The following is a 20028-nucleotide window of genomic DNA, read 5'->3' as shown; positions in this document are numbered from 1 at the left end:
CGGGGCCAACGAGCGTGGAGGTGGTGGAGGTGGGTGGGTGGGCCGGGGGCCCGGGGGGAGAGAGGGAAGCCCCCCGTGTCACCCGCGAACGCCGCGCAGCACCATCGCCACCGCCGCCTCCGTGATCTCGCCCGGGTCCTCCGCGGCACCCAACTCGATACGGCGGACCGCGGCGTCGACGACTCCCTGGAGGAGCATGGCCGCGAGCCGAGGCTGTTCGTGGCCGAGGGTGGCGAGCGCCTCGACGATCATGGCGATGAGTCCGCCGTGCGCCGCGCGGATCTTCTCGCGTGCACCCGCGTCCAGCTCGCCGGCCGAGATGGCCACGACAGCGCGGTGGCGCCGGTCGCCGACCAGCGCGAGCTGCCGGCGGACGTACGCCTCGACCTTCGCCTCGGGCGTGTCGACCCGCTGCATCGCCGCTTCGACCTCGGCAGCCCACACGGGGAAGTCGACGGCGCACAGCTCCTCGACGACGGCGGCGCGCGAGCGGAAGTACTCGTACACGGAGGAGCGCGCGAGGCCCGTGCGCTCGGCGAGGGCGGGGAAGGTCAGCGCTTCCGTTCCGCCTTCGGACAGCAGGGTGCGGGCGGCGTCCAGGAGGGCGCCGCGCTGCATCGTCCGGTGCTCGGCCACGGAGGCCGCTCGAATCCTTGGCACGTCACCACTCTACGGATGACGCGCCCGCCGCGGCACTCCACCCGGCGAGAGAGCACGGTAAGCCCTGGCGTCCGCGGTGGGTGACTCAGCGTCCGACGTCGGCGAGCTTCGCCCTGAGTTGGAGAACGGATTTGGTGTGGATCTGGCTGACCCGGCTCTCCGTGACACCGAGGACATTGCCGATCTCGGCGAGCGTGAGGCCTTCGTAGTAGTAGAGCGTGACCACGGTCTTCTCACGTTCGGGGAGGGTGTTGATGGCACGCGCGAGCAGCCGCCGCAGCTCGCGGTCCTCGGCGATCTCGACGGGGTTCTCGGCGGCCGTGTCCTCGAGAGTGTCCATCAGGCTCAGCCGTTCGCCCCCCTCTCCGCCGACGTGCAGCAGCTCCTCCAGCGCCACGACGTTCGCCAGGGACAGCTGGCTGAAGACCCCGTGGAGTTCCTCCAGTGCGATGCCCATCTCCTCGGCGACCTCCGCTTCGGAGGGGGTGCGGCGCAGTTGCGCTTCGAGGGTGGCGTAGGCGCGTTCGACGGCGCGGGCCTTCTGCCGTACGGAGCGCGGGATCCAGTCGAGCGCACGCAGCTCGTCGATCATCGCGCCGCGGATGCGGGTGATGGCGTACGTCTCGAACTTGATGGAGCGTTCGGGCTCGAACTTCTCGATGGCGTCGATCAGTCCGAAGACCCCGGAGGAGACGAAGTCGGCCTGTTCGACGTTGGGTGGCAAACCGACGCTGACGCGGCCGGCGACGTACTTGACCAGCGGTGAGTAGTGCAGGATCAACTGCTCCCGCAGCCGGCCGTCGCCGGACGCCTTGTAGGCGCGCCACAACTCGTCGAGCGAGGTGGGCGGAGCGGGGCGCACGCTGCCGCGTGCGGCGGGGGGTACCGCCGCACGGTCAGACCCGGAGGTGTGCTGGGGCATTCGTCGCCTTGAGCCGTTCTGCCGAGACGCGGGTGGATGGGTGGATGAGGGTTGAATTGCTTGTGAGCGTAGCGTGACCACAGCGTTGCGGTGAGCAAGGATGGCAGGTTCGGGGGTGCGCAGATACGTTCCGCTGCCCGCACCCCTGGGTTACCTCGTACGGCGTGGCGACATCCGGACATGGTGCCGGGTGCGGGCGCCCGGCGGACCGTGCGGGCGGAGGCGGTGACATGACGGACGAGGCCTCGTCTGTCCCCTGCGCCACATCGCCATCTCCCCACGGGTCGGGCACGTGCCACGAAGCACGGCAAACCTGGATTCTGCGGTCATTCCCCTCACCCTTTCACCCGTTCGCCCCAGGTCAAGTACCGCCTCGCCGGGAACCACCGGCCGTCTCGGCGCGTCGCGCCAACTCCCAGCGGTCACCGCACCTTTGCACGAATCCGAGGGACAGCAGCTCGAAGAGTTTGGCGCGGGTGACGTCGCGGGGCGTGCCGGCTTCCTGGGCCAGATGGCCGGTGTCCACGCGGCCGCGGGCGGGCAGCGCTTCCAGTACGAGGGCCGCGACGGGGTCGAGGAGGTCGCGGATGCGGGTCTGCGCTCGTCGTTCCGGGGCGAGGTCGCCGATGCTGCCGACGAGCTCGATGACCTCGTCGGCATCGGTGACCACCACGGCCTCGCCGCGCAGGAGTTGGTGCACACCGGCGGACAGGGCGCTGGTGACCGGGCCCGGGGTGCCCATCGTGAAGCGTCCGAGCGTCTGTGCGCGCCGGGCGGTGACGAGTGAGCCGCTGCGGAGTTCGGCCTCCACGACGACGGTGCCTCTGGTGAGCGCGGCAATCACGCGGTTGCGCTGGATGAAGCGGCTGCGAGTGGGGTGGTCACCGGGAGCTAACTCGGCCACCACCAGGCCCTGTTCGGCGACCCGGCCGATCAGCTCGGTGTGGCCGCGCGGGTAGGGGTGATCGACTCCGGAGGCCATGACGGCGATCGTCGCGCCGTCGGCGGCGAGCGCGCCGCGGTGGGCCGCGCCGTCCACCCCGTAGGCCGCTCCGGAGACGACGGTCCAGCCGCGGTCGGCGAGTGCGGCACCGAGGGTGGTGGCGAGGTGAGCGCCGTATTCAGTGCACGCGCGGGCTCCGACGACGGCGACCGAGCGCAGCGCCCAGAGGCGGAGGTTGGCCGTCCCGCGCACCCACAAGCCGATGGGACGGGCGTCGCCGAGGTCGTCGAGCTGGCCGGGCCATTCGTCGTCCCCGGGGCAGAGGAACCGGCCGCCGAGCGCGGCCACTGCGTCGAGGTCCGCGGTGGGGCGTGCGCGGGCGGCGCGCAACCGCAGACCCGCGATCTTGGCCGGCCTCGCGCCCTCGGGCACCGTCGCACCGTCGTCGGACAGGGCGTGCCACAGGGCCTCCGGGCCCATGGCGCGCAGCCAGCGACCGGCGGTTTCATCCCCTGGTTCGAGGATGCGGGTGAGGGCCGCGCGGGCGAGGCGGTGTGGTTCGGGTGCTTCGCCGGCGCCCAGCCCTGGGCGGGCGGTCGTGGAGCCGGGCTCGGTCGTCATGGGCGTGGCAGGGTCCGGTCCGGCCGTCGGGTCGGGTGCCCGATCCCGGTGCTGCCCGGCCGGCTGCGGCTCGTCCGTGGCGAAGCCCCATGCGTCGGTCCCGTTCATGGCGACATCTGCTCGTGCGGCGGACGGGCGGTCGCGGTCTCCTGCGGCTTCGCGCCGCTGGTGGCCCCGGTGAGGGCGCCGCGGCGTACGCCGGTGCGGAGTTCCAGGGCCCAGTTGACGTCCTCCCTGGTGGGGCGTTCGCGGCCGGCCAGGTCGGCGGCGGTCCAGGCGACGCGGAGGACGCGGTCGAGGCCGCGGGCGGTGAGGAGGCCGCATTCGAGGTCGCGTTCCGCCTGGGCCAGTGCGCCGGGGTGGACCTGCCAGCGGGTGCGCAGTTCGTGCCCGGGTACCTCGCTGTTGGTGTGCCAGGGCGTGTCGGCGAAGCGGGCGGCGGCGCGTTCACGGGCGGTCCGTACGCGTTCGGCAACGGCGGCGGTGGTTTCCGCGCCGCGGCCCGGTGCGAGCAGTTCGGCGCGGGCGACCGGCTCCACGGCGATCCGCAGGTCCACCCGGTCCATCAGGGGGCCGGAGAGCCGGGCCCGGTAGCGGCGGATGGAGGACGGCCGGCATTCGCAGCCGCCGCCGGCGGTGCCGTGCCGTCCGCAGGGGCAGGGGTTGGCCGCAAGGGCGAGGAGGATACGGGCCGGCATGCGCATCATGCCCGCGGCACGGGCGACGACGACCTGGCCGGATTCCAGTGGCTGGCGCAGTGCGTCCAGGACGCGTGGGCTGCACTCCGCGGCCTCGTCCACGAACAGCACCCCGTGATGGGCGAGGGATACTGCGCCGGGGCGGGGCAGTCCGGTGCCGCCGCCGATGAGGGAAGCCGTCGTCGCGGAGTGGTGCGGGGCGCAGTAGGGCGGGCGGTGGACGAGTGGCTGCCCCGGCGGGAGGGTGCCGGCGACCGAGTGGACGGCGGTGACCTCCAGGGATTCTTTGGGTGACAGGGGCGGCAGCAGCCCGGGGAGGCGTTCGGCGAGCATGGTTTTGCCGGCGCCGGGCGGGCCCTTGAAGAAGATGTGGTGGCGTCCGGCGGCGGCCACTTCCAGGGCGCGGCGGGCACCGTGCTGGCCCGCGACGTCCGCGAGGTCGGGGGTGTGGTCACCGGGTGGCAGGCCCGCACCGGCGCCGGTTCCGGGCACGATCAGTCCGGCGAGCGAGGAGTCGGGGCGGCCATCTTGCCTGGGGTCCTCTTCGTCGGGTACCGGTTCGTCGGCGAGGACGGCGACGAGCTGGCGCAGACTGCGTACACCGAGAACCGAGACGCCGGGGACGAGCGAGGCCTCGGCAGCGGTCTGTTCCGGTACGACGACCTGGCGGTATCCGGCGTCGGCCGCGGCGAGGACGGCGGGCAGCACTCCGCGTACGGGGCGGACGCGGCCGTCGAGGCCCAGTTCGCCGATCATCATCAGGTCGGTGAGTTCGCGGGGGTCCAGGCGCTCGGCGGCTCCGAGGACCGCGCAGGCCACGGCCAGGTCGAAGCCGCTGCCGCCTTTGGGGACGGAGGCCGGGCTGAGCCCGACGGTGAGCTTCTTCTGCGGCCATTCGGCGCCGGAATTCACGACGGCGGCGCGCACCCGTTCTCTGGATTCGATGAGGCTCTTGTCGGGGAGTCCGACGAGGGTGAAGGCGGCGACGCCGGGTTCCAGGTCGGCCTGGACCTCGACGACGACTCCTTCGACGCCCACCAGCGCGACCGAGCAGGTGCGGGCGAACGCCATCAGGCCACCCCTCGTGCGTGCTGGACGACCGGGGCACCGCGGGCCGGCAGCAGGACGCCGATGACATCGATCCGTACGCCGCCGGGTGGCGGGCCGCCGTGCCGTTCCAGCCAGCGTTCGGCCAGTAGCCGCAGTCGGGCGGTCTTCTCGGGGCGCACCGCCGCCATGGGGTGTTCGTACCAGCCGGCGCGGCGGGTTTTGACCTCGCAGACCACCAGGGCGTCACCGTCGGCGGCGACGATGTCGATCTCTCCGTCGCGGCAGCGCCAGTTCCGGTCCAGGATGCGCATCCCGGCGTCGATGAGCCGCCGGGCGGCCAGGTCCTCGCCGTAGCGGCCGAGGGCGCGGCGCCGCTTGTCGGACGGTGGGGCCGCTGCGGGACCGGTGTCTCGCGGGGCGGCGTCCGGTGGCTCGGCGGGGGTCCGCCCGGCCGCGGGGGGCTTGCGTCCCGGAGGCGGCGCTCCGCCCTTGCGGCACATGGCCGACGAGGCCTTCGCGGTCTTCCCTGTACCCGGGCCGCGCCTCCCTTCGCCACCCCGCCCCGAGCCGATGCCCGTCTCATCCGGACCGCTTGCCGCACGCGACCCGAGCAGCGCGTCCCACTCCTCCGCCGAGCCCGACCCGAGCGGCGCTTCCCGTTCGCCCACCGGGCCCGGTCCGAGCGCCTCGTCCGGCCCCGTCGCGGAGTTCATCGCCCGTGCCGCGTTCCGGTCCCGTGCGGCGCGCGTTCCTTGCGGCGTCTGCGTGACCGGTGCGTTCTCTCCGGCCTGTCGGCCGGCCTGCATGGCGTTCATGCGGTACCACCTCCGGCACCGACTGTGACGCCCCCGGCTCCACCTGTTGGATCTTGGTGGACAATCCGCCGGTTGTGGATAACTTGGCCACCCGTCCGGGTCACGGTGGCGGGCCGGACGGACTGCCCGGGGCCCGGCCGCTCAGCGGCCCCGGCCGCTCAGCTCCCGGGAAGATCCAGATCGCTCTTGTTGAGCTCCTCGATGTTCACGTCCTTGAACGTGAGTACCCTCACCTGCTTGACGAAGCGGGCCGGGCGGTACATGTCCCAGACCCAGGCATCAGCCATCGACACTTCGAAAAAGACCTCACCCTGCACCGAGTGCACCTGCATCTCGTAGTCGTTGGTGAGGTAGAAGCGCCGCTCGGTCTCGATCACGTATTTGAACAGCCCGACGACGTCGCGGTACTCCCGGTAGAGCTTCAGCTCCATCTCGGTCTCGTACTTCTCGAGGTCCTCGGCGCTCATGGCAGTCCCCTTCAGCCGTGCGTCCCCCCATTGTGCGTCAGACCCGCTCGGTCTCCAGGAGCACCGGCGCATCAGGGGGCCCGTCGTCGAGCAGCGTGCGCAGCAGCTCGGCGAGTCTGGTCGGGTACACCGTCTCATGGGATGCGGACAGTTCCTCCGAAGTCCACCACCTCAGGCCCGAGACGCTGCGTCGCTCAAGGTCCGTCTGCCCGCCGGTGTGGGTGGCGGTCCGTTCGGTTCTTCCCAGGTAGTACCACTCGTCCTGCTCCCAGCGCCGCCCGTCGAACGGGAAGGCGCAACGGCGCTTCCACAGGACGGGACCGAGGACGACATCGGTGATGCCGGTCTCCTCGGCGAGCTCGCGGCGGGCCGCCTCCTCACGGCTCTCCGCGCCTTCGAGACCGCCGCCGGGGGTGAACCACCAGGTCTCGGTGGGACGGCCCGGTTCGAAGCCGTGAAGCAGCAGAATCCGGTCGTCGGGATCGAGCAGCACGATCCGGGAGACCTGGCGCACCGTGGTCGCCTCCGGTACGTCGTCGGCTGCTGACTGCCGGCTCTCGGCTGGTTCGCCGTCGGCCGTACGCCTCTCGTCCCGCCCGTCGGCCGCCCTAGGGGTACCGGCCGACTCCCCGGCCGCCGCATGCGCCTCGTCGGGGCCGGTGTCGTCCGCCGCCCCGCGCCCCGTGGGACCCTCGGCGCCCCGCCTCCGCCGGTCAGCCACGTTTGCGTTCCGCACGCCGGGCGAGCGGGCCGTGGGCCGCGCCGCCGAGGATGAGGACCGCACCGGCGACCACCGCGAGGGTGATGGGCCGCACCGGACCGGGCTGCGAGATACCGCCGGGCAGGGCGGAGAAGGCCTCCGGGCGCTGCATCACACCGACGCTGCCGAGCGGCCAGGCGCGCGCGTCGACCCGGGCATTGACGGCGCTGCGCGGCACCGAGCCGTGGTCGCTGTCGGTGAGGTGGACGCGGGAGTCGAGGGAGTCGTTGCGGTGATCGCCGAGCAGGAAGAGCTGTCCGGCGGGGACCTTGGCCTTGAATCCGACGGGGGAGGCCGGTCCGTCACCCTGCAGATACGGCTCCTCGACGGGGGTGCCGTTGACCGTCAGCCGGCCCTGCTTGGTGCAGCAGGTGACCTTGTCGCCGCCGACGCCGACGACGCGCTTGACCATCGGCTGGTTGCCCCAGACGTCGTCCTTGAAGACGACGATGTCACCGCGGCGTATTTCGGAGCCGTTCACCCGCTCCGCCAGGACCCGGGCACCGACCGCGATCGTCGGCGACATCGAATCGGTCGGCACGGTATAGGGGCGGTAGACCAGCGCCCCCCAAACGAAGCCCCCCAGGAACAGCACACAGCCGACGGCCACGGCCAGACCGGACAGCACGCTGCCCGTCGTCCGCCCGCGGCCGTCGGTCCTGTGTTCGGTACTGCTGCTCATCCCAGCGCTCCCACCCCGCGGACCCGGCCCGCGTCGAAGATCCGGGAGGGCACCTTACCCGGGGTTACGCTCTCCGGTCAGCCTCCGGCGACGCCACAGCACGATCGGCACCGCACCGGCCAGGCCCAGGGCGGCCGGAGCCGCCCCCATTGCCTTGTTGATCCCGGGCTGGTCGAAGGTGTCCGGTACCGGCAGGGTCGACCAGCGGTTGATCGGCCAGGCGATGGTGAACGCCCGGCCGACGACCTCGTCCTCCGAGACCGTGCCGTTGCCCTTGAGGTTTTGGTGGTAACGGGAGTCGAGGGAGTCGTCTCGGTGGTCACCCATCACCCAGATCCGGCCCTTGGGGACGTGGATCGGGCCGAACGCGCGGTCACCGCAGGGGGTGACGCCGGGGAAGATGTACGAGTCTTCCTTGAGGGCCTTGCCGTTGACCTTGACCGGGCCGGTGCCGTGGCACTCGACCGTGTCGCCGCCGACCGCGATGACCCGCTTGATCAGGTCCTTCTCCTCCGCCGACGGCATCAGCCCGATGAAGCTGAGGACCTTCTGGACGGGGTTGGGCTCGGGCGTCGGCGTCTCGTTCAGCCAGCCGCCCGGGTCGTGGAAGACGACGACCTCGCCGCGCTGCGGCTTGGAGCCGAACCACGGCGTCAGCTTGTCCACCAGGACCCTGTCCCCGCGCTGGAGGGTGTCCTGCATCGAGTCGGACGGGATCGAGAACGCCTGCACCAGGAACGTCTTGATCAGCAGCGCCAGCAGCAGGGCGATGCCGATGAGGATCGGCAGCTCCTTCCAGAAGGCACGCGGCTTCTTGGCCTTCTTCATGCCACCGCTCACCTCCTCGCCTGCCGGCCTGTCCAACGCATCGGACGTATCGGACGAGTCCGATGCGCCGGCCGGGGCCGAGCGCCGGGCCTGCGCCCCTGACTGTGCTGGTGACTGCTGCACGGAACTCGTCGCCGGTCCCGCGGTCTCACCTCGCCCGGCCGGCTCTTCGGGCTCTTCGGTTCCGGACCGCGCGCCGACCGCCAAGTCCCCCACATCTGCTCCTCACTCCACGCACTCGCCCGCCCGTCAACCGGTGCAGGCCCACCACTCCCATAACGAGCGGGAGTTCCGCAGGGGTCGGGAGTACGGTCAAACTCTCGGGTGACACCTTATGCGGCGCACCTGCCGAGGACGCCTTGGCACCCGGCGCGTCGCGCACCGTTGCGAAGGTGTCCGGCTCCTCCAGACGCCGCCAGTGGCTGAACGGCCAGGCGATCACCACGGCCCGGCCCACGACGTTGTCCTCCGAGACCGTGCCACGGTACGGCTCGTCCAGGTGGAAGCGCGAATCCGCGGAGTCGGAGCGGTGATCGCCCATCACGAAGATCCGTCCGGTGGGGACGGCCACCGAGAACTTCAGGGTGGAGGGCGGATTGCCCGGGTGGACATACGGCTCGGTCAGCGGTGTGCCGTTGACGGTGACCCGGCCCTGCTTGTCGCAGCACTTGACGGTGTCACCGCCGACCGCCACCACCCGCTTGATCAGGTCCTGTTCATCGGCCGACGGCAGCAGCCCGATGAAGGTCATGGCGTCCTTGACCGGCTGGAAGGCGCCCCCGTCGGAGGGCGGTTTGGTCTGCTCGCCCTTGAGCCAGCCTCCGGGGTCCTTGAAGACGACGACGTCACCGCGCTCCGGTTTGGAGCCGAACCACGGTGTCAGCTTGTCCACCAGGACCCGGTCGCCGATCTTGATCGTCTGCTCCATTGAACCGGACGGGATGACGAAGGCCTGAACGAGGAAGGTCTTCAGAATGAGGGCGATGGCCAGTGCCACGCCCACGAGGATCGGGATTTCCTTGAGGTAGGAGCGTTGTCTGCGGCGCTTGATGCGCTTCGCCTGGCGCCGCCGCTCGGCACGCCCGCCGGCCGCGACCCGGCCCGACCGCCGTCCGCCGTGGCCGCCGCGCGCACCGGCATCGCCGTACGCACCGGCATCGCCGTACGCACCGGCATCGCCGCGCGCACCGGCATCGCCGTACGCCTCCGTGCCGCCCGGCTCCGGCCGGTCGGTGCCCCGCGCGCGGCCGCGTTGCGGCCGGCCGGTGCCCGGGCGCCCGTGGCGGGGGCGTCCGCGGCTACCCATGGGGGCCTGCCGCGGCGGGTATCCGGTCGAAGGCTCCCGGGGCGTCAAAGGTGCGCCAGCGGCTCACCGGCCAGGTGATCAGGTCCGCCCGGCCGATGACCTTGTCGACCGGGACCGTGCCGCCGCCCGGCTGACCGAGGTGGTCGCGGGAATCACTGGATCTGGCGCGGTGGTCCCCCATGACCCAGAGCTTGCCTTGGGGCACCACGATGTCGAAGTCCACCGAGGACGGCGCGTCCCCCGGGTGGAGATACGCCTCGGTCACGGGCTCACCGTTCACCTTGATCCGCCCCCGTTTGTCGCAGCAGGTCACATGGTCACCGCCGATGCCGATCACGCGCTTGACGTAATCGGTCTCGGCGGGCCGGGCCAGGCCCAGCGCCGCGCCGGCTCCGCGCAGCAGTCCCGTGACGGGATTCTCCCCGTCTTCCCTGTGAACGAAGGACCCCGTGCCGTCGAACACCACCACATCGCCCCGCGCCGGTTCGCTGCCGAAACGGTACGCCAGCTTGTTGACCAGCACTCTGTCCCCGATCTGGAGGGTGTTCTCCATGGAGGAGCTGGGGATCAGAAAGGGCTGCGCGACCAGCGCGCTGAGCAGCAGGACAAAGGCCAGGCAGAGCGCGAGCAGGGTGACCGGCCGGTGGCGCAGCCCGGAGGCGCGGGCGAGGAAACGCGCAGAGCGCGACCCCTGCTCCGGCCCCTGGTCGGGGGTGGGAGAGGGGTCGCGCTCCGTGAGCTGTGCGTCGGTGTCCATCGGGCCCTGAGCCTATCCGGCCGGATCCGGACGCCGTACGCGAGCGGGGGTTTGCGTTGCCCCGGCGCAAAAATTCGTGCTCCGGGGCGGCCCGGCTCAGTTGTCGCGCTTCTCCTTGATCTTCGCGGCCTTGCCGCGGAGCTCACGGAGGAAGTACAGCTTGGCGCGACGGACGTCACCGCGGGTCACGACCTCGATCTTCTCGACGATCGGGGTGTGCACCGGGAAGGTGCGCTCGACGCCGACGGAGAAGCTGACCTTGCGGACCGTGAAGGTCTCGCGGACGCCGGCGCCCTGACGGCGGATGACAACGCCCTTGAACTGCTGCACACGGGAGCGGTTGCCCTCGATGACGCGGACGTGGACGTTGACGGTGTCACCCGGGCGGAAGGCCGGGATGTCGCTGCGCTTCGACGCGGCGTCGACGGAGTCGAGAAGGTGCATGACCTACTGCTTTCTTCGCTGATGCCACAGGTCATCAACGGGATGTCGGAAGGATGTTTCGGATGCCGTTCCGTCGGGCGGGCGTCGTTCCCCCTGTGGCAGGGGCGCGCGCCGGACGCACACAGCAGCGGCCTATTCTTCCACGGCCTCGCTCGTCCGCCCAAATCGGCCGTCGTCACCCTGCGACCAGCCGAGGGCGGCGAGTATCGCGCGGTCGTGTTTGTCGAACGCGGCGGGGTCGGCGCGCTCGATCAGATCGGGGCGGTTGCGGTCCGTGCGGCGAAAGGCCTCGTCCCGGCGCCAGCGGGCGATCTTGCCGTGGTGGCCGCTGACCAGGACGTCGGGGATACCGCGGCCGCGCCACTCCGGGGGCTTGGTGTAAACGGGGCCTTCCAGAAGGTCGGCCATCGCACCGGGGGCGAAGGAGTCGTCCTGGTGGGACGCGGCATTGCCGAGGACACCGGGCAGCAGCCGGGCCACCGCCTCGACCATGACCAGCACCGGGGCCTCACCTCCGGCGAGGACGTAGTCGCCGATGGAGAACTCGCGGACGTCGACGCGGTCGCCGTACTCCTCGATGACCCGGCGGTCGATGCCTTCGTAGCGGGCCGGAGTGAACACCAGCCAGGGCTTGGCGGAGAGTTCGACGGCGAGCTGCTGGGTGAACGGGGCGCCGCTGGGCGTCGGGACGACGATCACCGGTTCCCCGTCGCCGGACGCGAGGATCTCGTCGAGCGCCTCGCCCCACGGCTCGGGCTTCATGACCATGCCGGGGCCGCCGCCGTACGGGGTGTCGTCGACGGTGTTGTGCTTGTCGTGGGCCCAGGAGCGCAGGTCGTGGATGCGTACATCGAGCTGTCCGCGGGCACGGGCCTTGCCGACGAGGGAGACGTTCAGCGGCTCGAGGTACTCGGGGAAGATCGTGACGACGTCGAGCCGCATCAGCGGTCCTCACGGCTGGAGGCGATCTCCGCCTGGCTGTCGTCGAGGAGGCCGGGCGGCGGGTCGATGACCGCGCGCTGCTCCTCCAGGTCGATCTCCGGGACGATCTCGGCGACGAACGGGATCATGACCTCGCCGCCGTCCGGCCGCTGGACGATCAGCAGGTCCTGATAGGGCAGATGGGACACCTCGGAGATCCGGCCGACCGCGGTGCCGTCACGGGTGACGACATCGAGGTCGATCAGCTGGTGGTCGTAGAACTCCTCGGGGTCCTCGGGGACTTCCTCGGGGTCGACCTCCGCGATCAGCAGGGTGTTGCGCAGCGCCTCGGCGGCCGTGCGGTCCGCGACGCCCTCGAAGCGCAGCAGCAGCCGGCCGCTGTGCACCCGGCCGGTCGCGATGGTCAGCGGTCCGACGGAGGACGGCTCGGTGGCGAGGACGGCGCCCGGGGCGAGCCGCAGTTCGGGCTCGTCGGTGCGCACCTCCACCGTGACCTCGCCCTTGATGCCGTGGGCGCGGCCGATCCGCGCCACTACCAACTGCACGCTGTTCTCTCCCGTTGTCGCGGCCGGTCCGCCGCCGCTTCCGCGGAGGTGGCCGGGGCCGTCGTGGTTTCTCGGACCGGGGTGACGAGGAGGGCTCCCCGGCCACCAACGAACTCAGGCCGGGGACGGCCCGAGAGCCCTCCCCGGCCCGAGCCGGTGTTCAACTTGTCAGCGGACCTGGTCCACGTCGACGAGGTCGACACGGATGCCACGGCCGCCGATGGCGCCCACGACGGTCCGCAGGGCGCGGGCGGTCCGGCCGTTACGGCCGATCACCTTGCCGAGGTCATCGGGGTGAACCCGGACCTCGAGTACGCGCCCGCGGCGCAGGGTGCGCGAGGCAACCTGCACGTCGTCGGGGTTGTCGACGATGCCCTTGACGAGGTGCTCGAGGGCTTCCTCGAGCATGCTCAGGCCTCGGTCGACTCGGAGGTGGACTCGGCCGCAGCCTCGTCCGCCTTCTTGTCAGCCTTCTTCGCCTTCTGGGTGATGGCCTCACCCTTGGGCTCGTCACCGGAAGCCTTGGCGGCGGCCTCGAAGAGGGCGCGCTTGTCGGCCTTCGGCTCGGCGACCTTCATCGGCGCCGGGGCGGGCAGGCCCTTGAACTTCTGCCAGTCGCCGGTGACCTTGAGGATGGCCATGACGGGCTCGGTCGGCTGCGCGCCGACACCCAGCCAGTACTGGACACGCTCGGAGTCGACCTCGATGCGCGAGGGGTTCTGCACCGGGTGGTACAGACCGATCTCCTCGATGGCCCGGCCGTCACGGCGGGTGCGGGAGTCGGCGATGACGATGCGGTAGTGAGGCGAACGGATCTTGCCCAGACGCTTCAGCTTGATCTTGACTGCCACGGGAGTGGTGTCTCCTGGTCTTGACGTGGTGGGGCACAACGAGATGCCACGTGGGGTTGCGGTACTCGGATGCCCGATGGACGCGCCAGCCGGAGGAGAGAGGGGTCCTGTGCGACTGTCGAGTACAGCTAGCCATTGTGCCACACACCCTCGGGTCAGCCGACCGCGGCCACCTCGGGGATACGGAAGGGCTTTCCGCAGCCTCCGCAGACGATCGGCGCCTGGGCGAGCACGGACGGCACCACACGGACATTGCGTCCGCAGTCGCAGACCGCCTTGACGCGGACACCACCTCCGGAGGAGCCGTGCCGGGCGGCCGGGCCCCGGAAACTGCGGGTGGTGTCGGTGGCGGTGGCGGCGGTGTGTGCCTTGAGGGCTCTGGTGAGGCGCTCGATGGTGGAGCGGTAGCGCCTCCTTGCTTCGGGGTTGAGGGTGACCAGCGAGAAGCCGCTGCTGGGGTGCGGCTCGTCGATATGGTCCAGGCCCAACTCCTCGGCGATCGCCAGGAATCGGCGGTTGTGGTAGCGGCCGGCGCGGGAGGTGTCGCGGACGCCGCGGGCGGCGGCGATGCCGTGGACGGCCTCATGGAGCAGCCGTTCGAAGGAGAGCTCCGCGCCACAGGCGGACGAGGACTCCCCGATCAGGGACTCGGGCGCGGCCAGATCCGGTAGCTCGGGGTGGTGCCGTTGAATATCGGCCCAGGCGAGTGCCAGTTCGGCGGCGAGGACAGGCGGTGTCGTGCTCACGTCGTGACAACGAGCCGGGGTCGCCGAGTGTTCCGATTCCGGGGCATCCCAAATAATTTGCACGTACCAGTCAGTTTCCGGTCATGAGTCGTGCCGAGGGCGGGTGCGCAGATCTGCGCAGAAGGCGCCCAGCGGCCCACAAGCCGGTACGTATCCCCGCGTACGCCGCATGGCGTAGCCGGTCGTATACGGGGCAAACGATCATGGCCGCGATGGTACGGCCCGTTCCTGTGCCCGCCCGCAGCGACTCGCACCCCACCGTAGGCCCGACGGGCAGGCCGGCCGGACATCCGGGGGGCGGGGGGTGCCGTGGCGGAACGGCGCCGGCCGGGGCAGGCTGGAACGGCGCTCCAGGGAGCGGGCCCGGCGCACACGGGGGCGCGCGGGAGACAACCCCGGCGCACCCCCTGGACGCCCGGACGAATGCGCAGTTGTCTGGTTCGCGGGGGCGCACCACGCGCGAACACGGGGGCGATCGGTACGGAACAGCTTCGGGTTCTCGGCGAATAGGGGCGCTATCGATGTCACCGACGCTCGTGCGGCACCAGCTGCACTCCGGATCCACGCGCTGCGACGGCCCGCCCGCTCCGGCCCGGTCGCGGGCGCGCACCCGCGACTGGGCCGAGATCCAGGAGCGGATGCTGGTGCCGCTCTACGAAGCCGCGTACGACCGTTTGGGGATCGGCCCGGGCACCCGTCTGCTGGGGCTGGGCTGCGGGTCCGGGCTGGCGCTGCTGCTCGCGGCGGCGCGGGGCGCGCAGGTCAGCGGGGTGGACGCGGACGAGTCCCGGCTGGAGCTGGCGCGGGAGCGGCTCACGCCGGACGGCATGCCGGAGCACACCCGGGTGGTCAGCGGCGGTCTGGAGGCCGCGGCGCCCGGGGACGCCGCGTTCAATGTCGTCACGGCGTTCCACCCGGTGGGATGTGTGAGCACGGTCGAGGGGCTGACGGCGTCGCTCACCGCGGCGGCCGGCCTGGCGGAGCGCGGCAGCGCGGTGGTGCTGGGCGGCTGGGGCCCGGTGGAGCGGTGCGCCACGGCCGGGGTGTTGCGGGTGGCGCAGCGGCTGGCCGAGGTTCCGGACGAGCACGGCGCGGGCGGATGGCAGCCGAGCGGGCGGGACGATCTGGAGGACCTGGCGGAGCGGGCCGGGCTGCGGCCGGACGGTTCGGGGCGGGTGGCCTGCCCGTTCGGGTACGCGGATGTGGCGAGTGCGGTGCGGGGGCTGCTGTCGACGGGGCTGTTCGACGCGGCGCTGGCGGTGACCGAGCAGCGGCAGGTGGAGAAGGAACTCGCGGAGGCGCTGCATCCGTACCAGCGGGCGGACGGGACAGTCTGGATGCCGAACGTGTTCCGGTATTTGATCGCGCGGACCGGGTAGCGGGCGGCTGGTCGCGCGGGCCGCGGTGCGCCTGGCCGTTCCGCCGGGCGTTTCTGCTGGGCTTTTCCTGCTGGGGCTGTTCCTGCTGGGGGTTACCCGCCGCGGATTCCACGGCGTTCGCCGCTGCCGTTTTCGCCGCTGCCGTTTTTTCCCCGCCGCCCACCCCCCTTCGGGGGGTGGGCGGGTGTGGACAGCGGGTCCAGCAACGAGCCCCCGGCCACGTCACGTTCGTGATGTGGCCGGGGGCTCGGAAACGAAGCTGTGCAAAGGGGCGGGAAACGTCAGCCCATGAACTTCTTGAATTCCTCGGGGAGTTCGAAGTTCTGCGGGTCCTGGCCGCCCTGCGGCAGACCCAGCGGGTTGCCGGACTGGGCGGCCTCGCGGCGCGCCGCCGCGGCCTGCTCGTCGGCCTTGCGCTTCATCGGGTTGCCGCTCTTGCGCTTGCCCTTGGCCTGCTTGACCTGCTTCTTCTTGCGCGAGCCGCCGCCCATGCCCGGCATCCCCGGCATGGGGGGCATCCCGGGCATACCGCCACCCTGGGCCATCTTCGACATCATCTTGCGGGCCTCGAAGAACCGCTCGACGAGACCCTTGACCGCACTGACGTCGACACCGGAACCCTTGGCGATACGGGCCCGGCGCGAGCCGTTGATGATCGTCGGCTCCTGGCGCTCGGCCGGCGTCATGGACTTGATGATGGCGGCGGTGCGGTCGACCTCGCGCTCGTCGAGGTTGTTGATCTGGTCCTTCATCTGCCCCATGCCGGGCAGCATGCCGAGCAGCTTGGAGATGGAGCCCATCTTGCGGACCTGCTCCATCTGGGCCAGGAAGTCGTCGAGCGTGAACTCCTTGGGGCCCTTCGCCAGCTTGGCCGCCATCTTCTCGGCCTCGGCCTGGCTGAAGGTCTGCTCGGCCTTCTCGATGAGCGAGAGCATGTCGCCCATGCCGAGGATGCGGGACGCCATGCGGTCCGGGTGGAACGCGTCGAAGTCGTCCAGCTTCTCGCCGTTGGAGGCGAACATGATCTGCTTGCCGGTGACGTGCGCGATGGACAGCGCGGCACCACCACGGGCGTCACCGTCGAGCTTGGAGAGCACCACGCCGTCGAAGCCGACTCCGTCGCGGAACGCCTCGGCGGTGTTGACCGCGTCCTGACCGATCATCGCGTCGACGACGAAGAGGACCTCGTCGGGGCTGACCGCGTCGCGGATGTCCGCGGCCTGCTGCATCAGCTCCTGGTCGATACCCAGCCGGCCGGCGGTGTCGACGATGACGACGTCGTGCTGCTTGCCGCGGGCGTACTCGATCGAGTCCTTCGCGACCTGGACCGGGTCGCCGACGCCGTTGCCCGGCTCCGGGGCGAAGATCGCCACGCCGGCGCGCTCGGCGACGACGGAGAGCTGGTTGACGGCGTTGGGGCGCTGGAGGTCACAGGCGACCAGCATCGGGGCATGGCCCTGGCTCTTGAGCCAGCGGCCGAGCTTTCCGGCGAGGGTGGTCTTACCGGCACCCTGGAGACCGGCCAGCATGATCACGGTCGGCGGGGTCTTGGCGAACCGCAGCCGGCGGGTCTCGCCGCCGAGGATGCCGATGAGCTCCTCGTTGACGATCTTGATGACCTGCTGGGCAGGGTTCAGCGCCTGGGAGACCTCGGAGCCGGTGGCCCGCTCCTTGACCTGCTTGATGAAGGCCCGGACGACGGGGAGGGCGACATCGGCTTCGAGGAGCGCGATCCGGATCTCGCGCGCCGTGGCGTCGATGTCCGCCTCGCTCAGGCGGCCCTTGCCCCGGAGGTTTTTGAAAGTACTCGCCAAGCGGTCGGAAAGCGTATCGAACACGGCGGTCGTCGATCCTCGGGGTCGGGGGCGGGGTCCAGTCGGCTTCTAGGGTATCGGCCTTCGCAAGCAAACCGTTCCGGCCCGGTATTCCGGCGGCTGCTGAAGGGCTCGCTCCCTTACTGGCGGAAGGGTGCGAGCCCTACTGGAGGGCGCGCTCCACGGCCGCCGCCACCTCGTGGGCCGCGGCGTCCGTGAGGGGTGCGCCGTCCCCGCCCGTCACATAGAAGGCGTCCACCGCGTTGGCGCCCAGGGTGCTGATGTGGGCACTGCGGACGGCGACGCCGGCTGCCTCCAGGGCACGGCCGATGCGGTGCAGCAGGCCGTGGGCGTCCTGGGCACGGACCTCGATGACGGTGGCGGTGTCGGAGCTGCCGGTGGCGACGGACACCCGGGGCGGCGGGGCGAGCACGGCCCGGGAGCGGCGGGCGTAGGCGCGCTCGCGCTCGGCGAGGCGGGCGGCCACGTCGAGGGTGCCGTCCAGGGTGCGGAGCAGGTCGGCGCGCAGCCGGTCGGCCTGCGGCAGCGACCCGTATTCGGCGGCCACCCGCCAGCTCAGCACCAGGACCGGGCCCTCGTCGACGGGGTCGAGGAGCAGCAGGTCGGCGGCGCGGACGGTGAGCCGGTGCAGGGCCAGCACCCCGGCCGCGGCGGGCAGGACGCCCATCGGAGGGGCGCCCGCGGGGCTCGTTGAGGGGCGGCGGCCGGGCGACGGGTGGGCCGGGACGGCGATGAGCAGCTCCACACCGACCGGCTCCTGGGCGGGCGCCGGGTTCTCCGGTCCGCTGTCGGCGTCGGTGGGGGCCTCGGCGCGGGCGTGCAGGGCCAGGACCGGGCCGCCGGTGCGGCGGGCCTCGATCGCCAGCCGCTCCTGTTCCGCGGTCGGCTCGCCGGTCCCGCGTGGCTCCGTTTCGGGCTCCCCCGCGAGCCGCGCGGCGACCCGTTTGACCAGGTCGGCGACGAGTCCGCCGCGCCAGGCGCTCCAGGCGGCGGGCCCGGTGGCCAGCGCGTCGGCCTCGGTCAGGGCGTGCAGCAGCTCCAGGGTGCGGGTGCTGCCGACCGCGTCGGCGACCGCGCCGACGGTCGCCGGGTCGTCCAGATCGCGCCGGGTGGCGGTCTCGATGAGCAGCAGATGGTGGCGTACAAGGGTGGCGATCACCGCGGCGTCCCGGGCGCCGAAGCCGAGCCGGGCCGCCATGTCACGGGCGATGGTCTCGCCGGCCACCGAGTGGTCGCCGGGCCAGCCCTTGCCGATGTCGTGCAGCAGGGCGGCGATCAGCAGCAGGTCGGGGCGGTGCACCCGGCGGGTCAGCGCGGAGGCCCGCACGGCGGTCTCGACGAGGTGGCGGTCGACGGTCCAGGTGTGGACGGGGTTGCGCTGGGGGCGGCAGCGGACGCGCTCCCAGTCGGGCAGCAGCCGGGTGATGATGCCCTCGGCTTCCAGGGCCTCCCATACGGGCACGGTGTGCGTGCCCGCGCCCAGGAGCGTCACCAGCTGTTCGCGGGCCTCGGCGGGCCAGGGCTCGGGAAGCGGCCGGGCGGCGGTGGCGCAGCGGCGGATGGCGTGGGTGGCCAGCGGCAGTCCGGCCTGCGCGGCGGCGGCCGCGGCGCGCAGCACCAGCACCGGGTCCCGCTCGGGGCGCGCGGTGCGGGCCAGGACGGCCTCGCCGTCGAGTTCCACGACGCCCTCGGCGAGCGGGGAGCGTTCGCCCTTGCCCGCGGTGCGGCCGTGCAGCAGCCCGCGCAGGGTGGGCTTGAGGGAGCGGGCGCGCAGTACCCGGCCGACCTCGCGCCAGGTGACATCGGCCGCGTAGGAGATGGTGCGGGCGGATTCGTAGATCTGCCGCAGCAGGGCGTCCGCGTCCAGCATGCCGAGGGCTTCGGCGACCTGGTCCTGCTCCTGGAGGGAGAGCCGGTCGGTGGCGCGGCCGGTCGTCAGGTGGAGCGCGTCGCGGGCGTCGAGCAGACGGGTGCGGGCGGCTTCCAGTCCGCCGCGCGGGGCGTCGGCGAGCCAGGAGGCGGCGACGGCGCGGAGCGCGGTGGCGTCCCGCAGCCCGCCCCTGGCCTCCTTGAGGTCGGGTTCGAGGAGGTACTGGAGCTCGCCCTGCCGCTCGGCGCGCTCCTGGCACAGGTCGTGGAGTTCCGGCAGCCGCTTGGGAGCGCTCTCGCGCCAGTCGGCATAGGCGGCGGTGCGCACGGCGGCGGTCAGGCCGGGGTCGCCGGCGAGGTGGCGGGCGTCGAGCAGCCCCAGCTGCACCTTGAGGTCCTCACGGGACGCCTTGCGGGCCTGGGCGGGGGTGCGTACGGAGTGGTCCAGGGCGAGGCCGAGGTCCCATACGGGGTACCAGAGGCGGTCGGCGAGCGCGGCGAGGGCGCCGGCGTCGGCGCGGCCGTCGTGCAGCAGGAGCAGGTCGAGGTCGCTGCGCGGGGAGAGTTCGCCACGGCCGTAGCCGCCGACGGCGACCAGGGCGGTGCCGGAGAGGCCGGCGGCGGTGCCGTGCCGGGCCAGCAGGCCGGCCAGCCAGTCGTCGGTGAGCCGGGCGAGGGCGGCGCGGCGGTCGGGTCCGGTGGCGTCCCCGTCCTGGAGGAGCCGGAGCCGGGCCGCGGGGTAACTCTCCTCCCCGGCGGGCGCGCTCCCCGGGCGCTCCGCTCCGGCGGCTCCTGCGGTGTCCTCGACGCTGTCCGTCACCTCGCGCGCTCCTTGGTCGTGGTCGTGCCCCGTCGTCCCCGTGCGCCGCCCCGCACGCTCAGTCTGTGCCGCCGCGGGACGGGCGGCC

General features: G+C 72.0%; 19 protein-coding genes and 1 pseudogene. 1 reads left to right on the top strand and 19 read right to left on the bottom strand.

Features of this window, described 5'->3' with window-relative positions; genetic code table 11:
- Positions 1-78: 78 nt before the first annotated feature.
- From ACFW5B_RS10265 to ACFW5B_RS10185, 17 genes and pseudogenes are all read right to left on the bottom strand, one after another.
- Positions 79-618, bottom strand: coding sequence for a TetR/AcrR family transcriptional regulator (locus ACFW5B_RS10265; RefSeq protein WP_386436339.1), 540 nt, complete (start codon positions 616-618; stop codon positions 79-81).
- A 127-nt stretch (positions 619-745) separates the two neighbouring features.
- A complete protein-coding gene (gene whiG, locus ACFW5B_RS10260; RefSeq protein WP_159743171.1) occupies positions 746-1582 on the bottom strand; it encodes an RNA polymerase sigma factor WhiG in 837 nt (278 codons plus the stop codon).
- A 361-nt stretch (positions 1583-1943) separates the two neighbouring features.
- Positions 1944-3254 (bottom strand): DNA-processing protein DprA, encoded by a 1311-nt coding sequence (dprA, locus tag ACFW5B_RS10255; protein ID WP_386436146.1) that lies wholly within the window; start codon positions 3252-3254, stop codon positions 1944-1946.
- Positions 3251-4915, bottom strand: a complete 1665-nt coding sequence (locus ACFW5B_RS10250) for a YifB family Mg chelatase-like AAA ATPase (protein ID WP_386436143.1) — start codon at positions 4913-4915, stop codon at positions 3251-3253. Before ACFW5B_RS10250 ends, dprA begins: the two co-directional genes overlap by 4 nt.
- A pseudogene (locus ACFW5B_RS10245) lies at positions 4915-5265 on the bottom strand (YraN family protein); the annotation flags it as partial. The pseudogene ACFW5B_RS10245 and the gene ACFW5B_RS10250, both read right to left, overlap by 1 nt.
- Before the next feature lie 602 nt (positions 5266-5867).
- Positions 5868-6176 (bottom strand): DUF2469 domain-containing protein, encoded by a 309-nt coding sequence (locus ACFW5B_RS10240; RefSeq protein ID WP_003980220.1) that lies wholly within the window; start codon positions 6174-6176, stop codon positions 5868-5870.
- A 37-nt stretch (positions 6177-6213) separates the two neighbouring features.
- Positions 6214-6690 (bottom strand): NUDIX hydrolase, encoded by a 477-nt coding sequence (locus tag ACFW5B_RS10235; protein WP_386436336.1) that lies wholly within the window; start codon positions 6688-6690, stop codon positions 6214-6216.
- A gap of 199 nt (positions 6691-6889) precedes the next feature.
- A complete protein-coding gene (lepB, locus tag ACFW5B_RS10230) occupies positions 6890-7618 on the bottom strand; it encodes a signal peptidase I (protein WP_386436138.1) in 729 nt (242 codons plus the stop codon).
- Between the two features lie 54 nt (positions 7619-7672).
- Complete coding sequence (lepB, locus tag ACFW5B_RS10225; RefSeq protein WP_386436333.1) at positions 7673-8653, bottom strand: signal peptidase I; 981 nt, start codon at positions 8651-8653, stop codon at positions 7673-7675.
- The gene (gene lepB / locus ACFW5B_RS10220) at positions 8595-9752 is read right to left on the bottom strand and encodes a signal peptidase I (RefSeq protein ID WP_386436135.1); all 1158 of its coding nucleotides are present in this window, start codon (positions 9750-9752) and stop codon (positions 8595-8597) included. The genes lepB (ACFW5B_RS10225) and lepB (ACFW5B_RS10220) overlap by 59 nt, the downstream gene beginning before the upstream one ends.
- Entirely contained in the window at positions 9745-10509 is a 765-nt protein-coding gene (lepB, locus tag ACFW5B_RS10215) for a signal peptidase I (protein WP_386436132.1), read from the bottom strand. The genes lepB (ACFW5B_RS10220) and lepB (ACFW5B_RS10215) overlap by 8 nt, the downstream gene beginning before the upstream one ends.
- 96 nt (positions 10510-10605) lie before the next feature.
- A complete protein-coding gene (rplS, locus tag ACFW5B_RS10210) occupies positions 10606-10953 on the bottom strand; it encodes a 50S ribosomal protein L19 (RefSeq protein ID WP_018087148.1) in 348 nt (115 codons plus the stop codon).
- 132 nt (positions 10954-11085) lie between these two features.
- A complete protein-coding gene (gene trmD, locus ACFW5B_RS10205) occupies positions 11086-11895 on the bottom strand; it encodes a tRNA (guanosine(37)-N1)-methyltransferase TrmD (protein WP_386436128.1) in 810 nt (269 codons plus the stop codon).
- Entirely contained in the window at positions 11895-12440 is a 546-nt protein-coding gene (gene rimM / locus ACFW5B_RS10200) for a ribosome maturation factor RimM (protein WP_386436124.1), read from the bottom strand. Before rimM ends, trmD begins: the two co-directional genes overlap by 1 nt.
- Before the next feature lie 168 nt (positions 12441-12608).
- Complete coding sequence (locus tag ACFW5B_RS10195) at positions 12609-12848, bottom strand: RNA-binding protein (RefSeq protein WP_003980229.1); 240 nt, start codon at positions 12846-12848, stop codon at positions 12609-12611.
- Positions 12849-12850: 2 nt separating this feature from the next.
- On the bottom strand, positions 12851-13291 hold the full coding sequence (rpsP, locus tag ACFW5B_RS10190) for a 30S ribosomal protein S16 (RefSeq protein ID WP_362604228.1): 441 nt from the start codon (positions 13289-13291) through the stop codon (positions 12851-12853).
- A 155-nt stretch (positions 13292-13446) separates the two neighbouring features.
- Entirely contained in the window at positions 13447-14037 is a 591-nt protein-coding gene (locus ACFW5B_RS10185) for a hypothetical protein (RefSeq protein ID WP_386436119.1), read from the bottom strand.
- 521 nt (positions 14038-14558) lie between these two features.
- Here ACFW5B_RS10185 and ACFW5B_RS10180 point away from each other — a divergent pair.
- Positions 14559-15416, top strand: coding sequence for a methyltransferase domain-containing protein (locus ACFW5B_RS10180; RefSeq protein WP_386436116.1), 858 nt, complete (start codon positions 14559-14561; stop codon positions 15414-15416).
- A 281-nt stretch (positions 15417-15697) separates the two neighbouring features.
- Here ACFW5B_RS10180 and ffh read toward each other — a convergent pair whose 3' ends face one another.
- The gene (ffh, locus tag ACFW5B_RS10175; RefSeq protein WP_386436113.1) at positions 15698-17254 is read right to left on the bottom strand and encodes a signal recognition particle protein; all 1557 of its coding nucleotides are present in this window, start codon (positions 17252-17254) and stop codon (positions 15698-15700) included.
- 139 nt (positions 17255-17393) lie between these two features.
- The gene (locus ACFW5B_RS10170; protein ID WP_386436110.1) at positions 17394-19940 is read right to left on the bottom strand and encodes a [protein-PII] uridylyltransferase; all 2547 of its coding nucleotides are present in this window, start codon (positions 19938-19940) and stop codon (positions 17394-17396) included.
- Between the last annotated feature and the right edge of the window lie 88 nt (positions 19941-20028).

Source organism: Streptomyces sp. NPDC058773, from assembly GCF_042746015.1.
Lineage (GTDB): Bacteria > Actinomycetota > Actinomycetes > Streptomycetales > Streptomycetaceae > Streptomyces.
Note: the sequence above shows the minus strand (reverse complement) of the source record. Positions and strands in the feature narration are given on the sequence as shown.

Bases quoted from the DNA above. Each gene is read 5' to 3' on its own strand.
- lepB (WP_386436132.1), bottom strand. From the start codon at position 10,509: ATGGACACCGACGCACAGCTCACGGAGCGCGACCCCTCTCCCACCCCC.
- rplS (WP_018087148.1), bottom strand. From the start codon at position 10,953: ATGCACCTTCTCGACTCCGTCGACGCCGCGTCGAAGCGCAGCGACATC.
- ACFW5B_RS10195 (WP_003980229.1), bottom strand. From the start codon at position 12,848: ATGCTCGAGGAAGCCCTCGAGCACCTCGTCAAGGGCATCGTCGACAAC.
- ACFW5B_RS10180 (WP_386436116.1), top strand. From the start codon at position 14,559: ATGTCACCGACGCTCGTGCGGCACCAGCTGCACTCCGGATCCACGCGC.
- ACFW5B_RS10240 (WP_003980220.1), bottom strand. From the start codon at position 6,176: ATGAGCGCCGAGGACCTCGAGAAGTACGAGACCGAGATGGAGCTGAAG.
- dprA (WP_386436146.1), bottom strand. From the start codon at position 3,254: ATGAACGGGACCGACGCATGGGGCTTCGCCACGGACGAGCCGCAGCCG.
- whiG (WP_159743171.1), bottom strand. From the start codon at position 1,582: ATGCCCCAGCACACCTCCGGGTCTGACCGTGCGGCGGTACCCCCCGCC.
- trmD (WP_386436128.1), bottom strand. From the start codon at position 11,895: ATGCGGCTCGACGTCGTCACGATCTTCCCCGAGTACCTCGAGCCGCTG.
- ACFW5B_RS10250 (WP_386436143.1), bottom strand. From the start codon at position 4,915: ATGGCGTTCGCCCGCACCTGCTCGGTCGCGCTGGTGGGCGTCGAAGGA.
- ACFW5B_RS10265 (WP_386436339.1), bottom strand. From the start codon at position 618: ATGCAGCGCGGCGCCCTCCTGGACGCCGCCCGCACCCTGCTGTCCGAA.
- lepB (WP_386436138.1), bottom strand. From the start codon at position 7,618: ATGAGCAGCAGTACCGAACACAGGACCGACGGCCGCGGGCGGACGACG.
- lepB (WP_386436135.1), bottom strand. From the start codon at position 9,752: ATGGGTAGCCGCGGACGCCCCCGCCACGGGCGCCCGGGCACCGGCCGG.